At 59.2% G+C, this 7,094-nt stretch carries 6 protein-coding genes; all 6 read right to left on the bottom strand.

The genetic code is table 11. The features are described 5' to 3' along the window. Positions 1-89 precede the first annotated feature (89 nt). The 6 genes from tsaD to acpS are packed head-to-tail and all read right to left on the bottom strand — an operon-like array spanning position 90 to position 6,913. Positions 90-2,474: a tRNA (adenosine(37)-N6)-threonylcarbamoyltransferase complex transferase subunit TsaD gene (gene tsaD / locus AB5Z20_RS09655; RefSeq protein ID WP_368157151.1), complete on the bottom strand. Its 2,385-nt coding sequence runs from the start codon at positions 2,472-2,474 to the stop codon at positions 90-92. Next, positions 2,461-2,967: a tRNA (adenosine(37)-N6)-threonylcarbamoyltransferase complex ATPase subunit type 1 TsaE gene (gene tsaE / locus AB5Z20_RS09660; RefSeq protein WP_368157152.1), complete on the bottom strand. Its 507-nt coding sequence runs from the start codon at positions 2,965-2,967 to the stop codon at positions 2,461-2,463. The genes tsaD and tsaE overlap by 14 nt, the downstream gene beginning before the upstream one ends. 12 nt (positions 2,968-2,979) lie before the next feature. Further along, the gene (locus AB5Z20_RS09665; RefSeq protein WP_117800997.1) at positions 2,980-3,600 is read right to left on the bottom strand and encodes a uracil-DNA glycosylase; all 621 of its coding nucleotides are present in this window, start codon (positions 3,598-3,600) and stop codon (positions 2,980-2,982) included. A gap of 8 nt (positions 3,601-3,608) precedes the next feature. After that, positions 3,609-4,754 carry an alanine racemase gene (alr, locus tag AB5Z20_RS09670; RefSeq protein WP_368157153.1) on the bottom strand — a complete coding sequence of 382 codons (1,146 nt, stop codon included), beginning with the start codon at positions 4,752-4,754 and terminating at the stop codon, positions 3,609-3,611. A 2-nt stretch (positions 4,755-4,756) separates the two neighbouring features. After that, positions 4,757-6,373 (bottom strand): NAD(P)H-hydrate dehydratase, encoded by a 1,617-nt coding sequence (locus tag AB5Z20_RS09675; protein WP_349090315.1) that lies wholly within the window; start codon positions 6,371-6,373, stop codon positions 4,757-4,759. After that, the gene (gene acpS, locus AB5Z20_RS09680) at positions 6,374-6,913 is read right to left on the bottom strand and encodes a holo-ACP synthase (RefSeq protein WP_368157154.1); all 540 of its coding nucleotides are present in this window, start codon (positions 6,911-6,913) and stop codon (positions 6,374-6,376) included. Positions 6,914-7,094 lie beyond the last annotated feature (181 nt).

Raw genomic sequence — 7,094 nt, forward strand, 5'->3', positions numbered from 1 at the left:
GAAGGCCACATTAAGTGGCCTTCTTTGCGTGCGGAACTCGCGATAAACCTTATATCCGGCCCCTCCGGTCGGGGACCACACCCGTACGACTACAGCGTCATGTTTGGATCGGCGTCGACGTCGAACGGCGAGATTTCTCCTCGATCGAATTTACGGCGGGCGACCTCCGCGATCATGGCGGCGTTGTCGGTGCATGCCGAGAGAGGCGGCACCGTCACGCGGATGCCCTGGCGCCCGAGCTTCTTGATCATCATCTCGCGCAGATGCGGATTGGCCGAGACGCCACCACCGATGCAATACTCCTTGCACCCGGTGGCATGCAGCGCGTTCTTGGCCTTCTTGTACTGAACGTCAAAGACCGCGGCCTCAAACGAAGCCGCAAGGTCGGGCAGATGAATCGTACGCCCGGCCTTGGTCTCTTGCTCGATGTAGAGCGTCACCGCCGTCTTGAGGCCCGAAAGCGAGAAGCGGTAGTCTCCCCTACTATTGAGCGCACGGGGGAAGTCAATCGCGCGGGGATTGCCCGTCTCGGCCAGTTTGGAAATGATGGGGCCGCCGGGATAGCCCAGACCCAGCGCCTTAGCCACTTTGTCAAAGGCTTCGCCCACGGCGTCGTCGAGCGTCTCGCCGAGCACCTCGTAGTCGCCCCACGCCTTGACGTGAACAAGCATGGTATGACCGCCCGAGACGAGCGTGAAGATAAACGGCGGTTTGAGATCGGGCTGCGCCAGCAGGTTGGCGAACAGATGGCCCTCAAGGTGATTGACGCACACGAGCGGCTTGCCGGCAGCGTAGGCAAATCCCTTGGCGAAGGCGACGCCCACCACCAGAGCACCCACCAGGCCCGGCCCCTGTGTCACGCCAACAGCAGCGAGTTCACTCGGCGCGATGGCTCCGCCCTCAAGACCAAGCGATGCCGCGGCATCCTCGAGCGCCGCGTCCACGACGCTCACGATAACCTCAACGTGCTTGCGCGAAGCGATCTCGGGCACTACGCCGCCAAAACGGGCATGAAAATCGATCTGCGTCGAAACCTGATTGGCCAGCATATTACCGTCCGCATCGATAATCGCCACAGCCGTCTCATCGCACGAACTCTCGATGGCAAGCACCAGGCGACGGCGCTCAATTTCGGCGCGCTCCTCAACGGTTCGCTCGGGTGCAGGTAGCGGCCATACACGCTGCTCAGCCGCCGTCGGCTCGGGCGAAGCGTTGTCAACCGGGAGCACCAAGGGCAGTGGCGCCGTCATGACGATGGCATCTTTGCCAACACCGTAGTAACCGCGGCGGCGGCCCGCCTCGGTAAAGCCCAGGGAGGCATAGAGCGCAATAGCGCCCTCGTTGCCATCCTCAACCTCGAGCGAGGCGGTCGTACAGCCGAGCATCTGGGCATCGTAGCTCACGTGCGACAGCAGCTTGCGGGCAATACCCTCGCGGCGATGCTTCGGGTCGACGGCAACATCCAGAATCTGCACGTCACCGTCCACGACCATGCCACCGGCAAGGCCCAGCAGCTGACCGTCGTCGTGCGCCACCCACCAGCTGCGCGGCGCCGCAACATCCTCGCCCAGCTCGGACAGGAACATACCCGGCGTCCACGCCTCGTGCCCAGCGCCTTCAAAGCAGGCAGCCTCCAGCGCGCTCGCGCCCTCGGCATCCGCCGCACCCATGGGACGGAATTGCAGATGGCGACCGGCGAGCTCATCGGCGACGCCCGTAATTTCGCTCTGCGCGCTCTCGGCAAGACCGAGGCGTTTGCGCTCGTTTTCCTCGGCGTCAGAAAGGCGCGTATAGATCGGTAGGACGCGGGCCGGGTCGCCGTCACCCGCGGCATGCGCAAGGAGGAGACCCTCGCCCGAAGGCCACCACAAGCCGCGCTCTACGCAGCGAGCGGCCTCATCCTCGCCCAGCAGCTTGCCATAGCGCACGAGACCGTCGCCAGTCAGCTGAACCTGGTCCCAGTCCGCGGCTTGGCGCCACTCATCAAGCGCCACGGCAGCCTTGACCACGTGCTCGCGCTCAAACTGACGCTCGAGGCCCTCATCACTCAGCACATACAAAGCCGGATACACCTCGCCGCGCATGGCATCGGCCAGAATGCCGAGCTTGCCACGCACGCCAGCCTTCCACGCGGTCCATGCGCAGGCATCGAGCGTCGACACGCCCAACAGCGGCACGTTGGCACCGCACGCCAAGCCCTTGGCGGTGGAAATGCCGATACGCACGCCGGTAAACGAACCCGGACCGCGGCCGACAACGTAACTGCCCACGTCGGCACGGTCCATGCCAGCCTGAGCAAGCACGCTATCGACGGTATTCACGAGCTCCACATTGGCATGGCGACGGCACATATGGTCGCCACTCACCAGCTTCGCCTCGCCCGTCTGCCCATCAATCCAGCTTGCCGCGCAGGCAAGCATATCGGTCGAAGTATCGAGCGCCACCACCAGCGCGTAATCGTTATGCAAGCTCATCTTGTACAGCCTTATCAATCAAATCGGATAGCTCTGCTGCGCGTTCGCCGTGCGCCTCGAGCGTTATCGTTCGCACGTCGCTATCGTTCTCATCACGTTTAAGCGTTACCGAAAGATACTCGTCCGTCAGTTCGTCCTGAAACTGTTCGCCCCACTCCAACAGACAGGCACCCTCATAGCCCAGTACATCGAAAATGCCCGTATCCTCGAGCTCGTAAGCATGCTCCAGACGGTACAGGTCAAAGTGAAACAGCGGAATACGCCCCTGGTCATGAACGGCCATGAGTGCGAATGTGGGGCTCGTGACCATATGGCCGTCGCCCAAACCACGCGAAACGCCCTTGGTAAAGTGGGTTTTGCCCACCCCGAGGCCGCCAGTCAAGATCAGCACATCACCATCTTCCAGGCACGGCGCAACCAGCTCTCCAAAATGCTCCGTATCGACAGAGCAAGCCGTTTTATAAATACCTACCCCCAGGCGCTCCAGGGACATATATGCTCCTTATTATTCCGAGGCACCCTCTGGCGCGGGATGCCGCTCCAGATAGTCGCCCAGCATCTTAAAGTCTTCCTCCAGCAGCTCCTGCCACGCCGGATTACGCAGCGCCGCCGCCGGATGGAACGTGGGCATCACCACAAAATGCCCCATCTGATGGAACCTGCCGCGCAGCTTGGTGATGCCAATCTCGGTCTTAAGCACAAAGTGCGTCGCGGGGTTACCGAGCGTCACGATGATATCGGGCCAAATGCTTCGAATCTGCTCACGCAAAAACGGTGAACAGGCCAGCACTTCCTCGGGCCGAGGATTGCGATTTCCCGGTGGGCGACACTTAAGCACGTTGGCAATGTAGACGTCTTCGCGCTTGAGGCCAGCCAGCGACAGGATGCCGTTGAGATCCTCGCCCGCCGCCCCCACAAACGGTTCGCCTTGCAGATCCTCGTTACGCCCCGGCGCCTCGCCGATAAACATTACGCGGGCGTGGGGGTTTCCCACGCCAAACACGATGTTATGGCGCGACTGATAGAGCTGGCAGAGATGACAGTCGCCTAAAACAGCCTCAATCTCCTCGAGCGCAACCTCGCGCGGCGCCTGGTGACTATGTCCGGGGATGTGCATGACACCCATAGTGGCTCCTACACGTAGACCTTGTCGAGACGCATGCCAAAGCCGCAAGCAACCTCGTAGTTAATCGTGCCGCGCAGGCGAGCCATCTCGTCCATGGTAATCTCGGCATCACCATCGCGGCCGACAATGATCATCTCGTCGCCATGCTCGGCCTCGGGAATCTCATGCGCCGGATTGGACTGGATGGCGACCATAAACTGGTCCATGCAGATGTTACCCACCTGACGAATGCGTTCACCGCGATACAGCACGTCCATACGATTGGAGAGCGTACGCGAAAGACCATCGGCATAACCGATCGGCAGCGTGCAAATCTGAACGCGTGTGCGCGGTACGCGGTAGGTAAAACCGTAGCCCACGCCCTCACCCATCGCAGGATGCGCCACACGCGTCACGCGCGCATGGACGCTCATAACAGGATCGAGCTTCATCACGCGGCCGCTCAGCTCGCATGGCTGCATGCCGTACAAGCCAACGCCGGCGCGAATCATATCAAAACGCATCGAGGGATCGAGCATCGAGGACGGCGTGTTGGCACAGTGCACGATGCCGCACTCAAAACCCGCGTCCTTAATGGCTTGAACGGCTTCGGTAAAGCGTTGGCACTGCAGTTTGTAGTCCCAACCCGAAGGTTCATCGGCCGTGGCGAAGTGCGTAAATACGCCATCACACTGGATACCGCGATGGAAGCTAATGCCACGAACAAAGTCGAGCACCTGCGTGTAGTGAACACCGATGCGGTTCATACCCGTCTCGATGGCTAGATGGTACTTGCCAACCTTGCCTGCCGCGACAGCGCACTCGCCATAGGCAAGGGCGAAATCGGACGTATAGACCGAAGGCATAATGTCAAACTCAAGCAGTGTGGGGATAGCCTCGATAGGCGGCTCGCTTAGGATCAGGATGGGTTTTGTGATCCCGCCCTGTCGAAGCTCAACGCCTTCACTAACCGTCGCCACGGCAAACATGTCGGCACCGGCCGAATACATGATTTTGGCGCACTCGACGGCACCATGGCCATAGGCATCGGCCTTGACCACGCAGCACAGTCGCTGACGTGGATCGAGCAGATTCTTGTAAGCCCTCGTGTTGCGGCGAAGCGCCCCTCGGTCAATCTCAACCCAGGACCAGCGCGTCAAATCGGCTTTATTCATGATTAGTCATCCGACCCTTCGTCCATGATTCCCAGATCATCGAGTGCATCCTTTGCCGCCAATTCCATGGCAGGACCGATCAAGTCGATCAGGTCGGTTGCAATAACACTCTTCTCACCATACTCCGTCGCCGCGGCAAAACCCGCGTAGCTGTGAAGCGCAACAGCATACGAATACAGCAGCTCCCAGCGATCCATCTCATCACGCATGGTAGCCAGTGTGCCAGCCAAAATGCCCGCAAGAACATCGCCCGAACCGGCAGTCGCCAACGACGCCGGACCCGAGAGCGGCAAAAGCACGCGCTCAACGCCACAGATAGCCGTCGTCGGCCCCTTGGCAATAACTACGAGATTGTCGGAGCCAGCAGCCCAGACAACCTTCTGCGCGGCCGCAATTGCAGTCCCCAGATCGTTAACCTCGTCACCGGCAACCAAGCGCGAAAGCTCGCGATAGTGCGGCGTCATGACGAGCGGCTGCTCACGGCGGTACATCTCAGGGTTGCTATCGATACCGTCGATAGCAATCTTAGAAAGGCAGTTGAGCGCATCGGCATCGAGGATCAACGGCACATCAAGCTCTAACAAGCCCGAAACCACCTGCATGGCACCGGCAGACGTCGTCATGCCGGGACCGCACAGTACGCAGCTGTACTTCTTTGCAATCTCGCACACGGTCATACGAGCAGCGGCACCAAAAGAGCCGCGGGAATCGGACGGAATAGCAAAAACCGGAATCGAGGGAAGTGCCATACGAATAAGATTGGCGCACGCATCGGGCGTCGCGACAGCCACATAGCCGGCACCCGCGCGGGCAGCAGACTTGGCGGCCATAATAGCAGCGCCAGGATACTGCGCCGAGCCGGCAACAATAAGGACGGAACCGCGAGAATACTTATCGATATTCGTGGGCAGCGGAGCAAAGAAATCCACCAGGTCACCGGGCTCGACAATCTCGGCGGCATGATCGACATCATCGATGACCTCATCAAGGCGATCATAGAGGCTACCGCACACCAGATCACCGGCGTACTCGGGGCCATCAGCGCTGTAGAGGCCAATCTTGGGCGTGATCATCGTGACGGTACGCTCGGCACGGATGCAGTCGTCGTCGACAACACCGGTTTCGGCATTCAGACCCGAAGGAACATCGATGGACACCACATGGTCGGCGCAGTCGTTAACCGTCGGAATCCAGATGGAAAACGGCGCACGCAGGTCACCGTGGAAACCGGTACCAAAAATAGCGTCAACAACAACGTCGGCCTTATCGATCAAAACCTCAAGCTCATCTCGTGAGGGACCGACGCACACATGTACGTCACGACCGGCGGTACGGCGGGCAACATGGCGAGCCAGAGCGGCGGGAATCTCATCCGGCTCAACCGGAGACACGATATCCACGTCAACGCCCTTATGACTCAAGATATCAGCCGCGACCCAGCCGTCGCCACCGTTGTTGCCAAAACCGACCAGAACAAGGACGCGATCGGGATTGAGTTTTAGAATTTCAGTAGCAGCAAACTCACCCGCCAGTTCCATAAGTTCGGCCTTCGAAGTTCCTTCGCGTTCGATAATATCCTCGAGACGAACGACTTCCTCGGTACTCAAAACCGGTTTCATCTATGCTCCTAGCGTATCTCGCGAAGCATCGCCCAGGTGCTCCGTTAAAGCTGAATTTTGCAGTTGCTCAAGCTCATCTAAAACCGAGCGAGCCTCTTTAAACGTTTGTGCAACGCGTTCCTTGGTGCTCACCTTTTCTTCCTTAGGCTTAGGTCGAGCATCCTCGGTGATCGCAATGGCATTGGCTACGGCCAAATCACCCGTCAAGGTAGTGGAAAGCGCAACTTCAACGACACCCAACTCTTGAGCAATCTTGAGCGCTCGACCTGAAAGCACTGCTTTAGGCTTTCCGAGGTTATCACGCGTTACCGAGACGTCTTTGCGGCCGACGCCCTGGCTAAAGCCCGTACCAAGAGCCTTGAGAACCGCTTCACGAGAAGCAAAACGGCTCGCATAGTGCGCCGCAGGACGCGATGAAGCGTCGCAATATGCGCACTCTTCTTCGGTAAACACACGCCGAGCAAACGACGGCGTCTTTTCAAGGATTGATTTCATGCGGGAAATCTCGACGATATCAACGCCGATACCAGCTTCAGCCATGTTCACCTCCATATTGCACAGACTAAGTTATTGTAGCCCGTTAACGGAAGATGCGACAAACGAGGGTCATAAAACACAGCGAGTTTGTTAGATCTGACTTAAACAAAAAAGGGGAGGCCGCGAGGCCTCCCCCTTCTTCAAGTCGATTGACGGCTCGGTGCCGTCCACCGGTCAGCGGCGC

The organism is Collinsella aerofaciens (assembly GCF_040910245.1).
Lineage (GTDB): Bacteria > Actinomycetota > Coriobacteriia > Coriobacteriales > Coriobacteriaceae > Collinsella.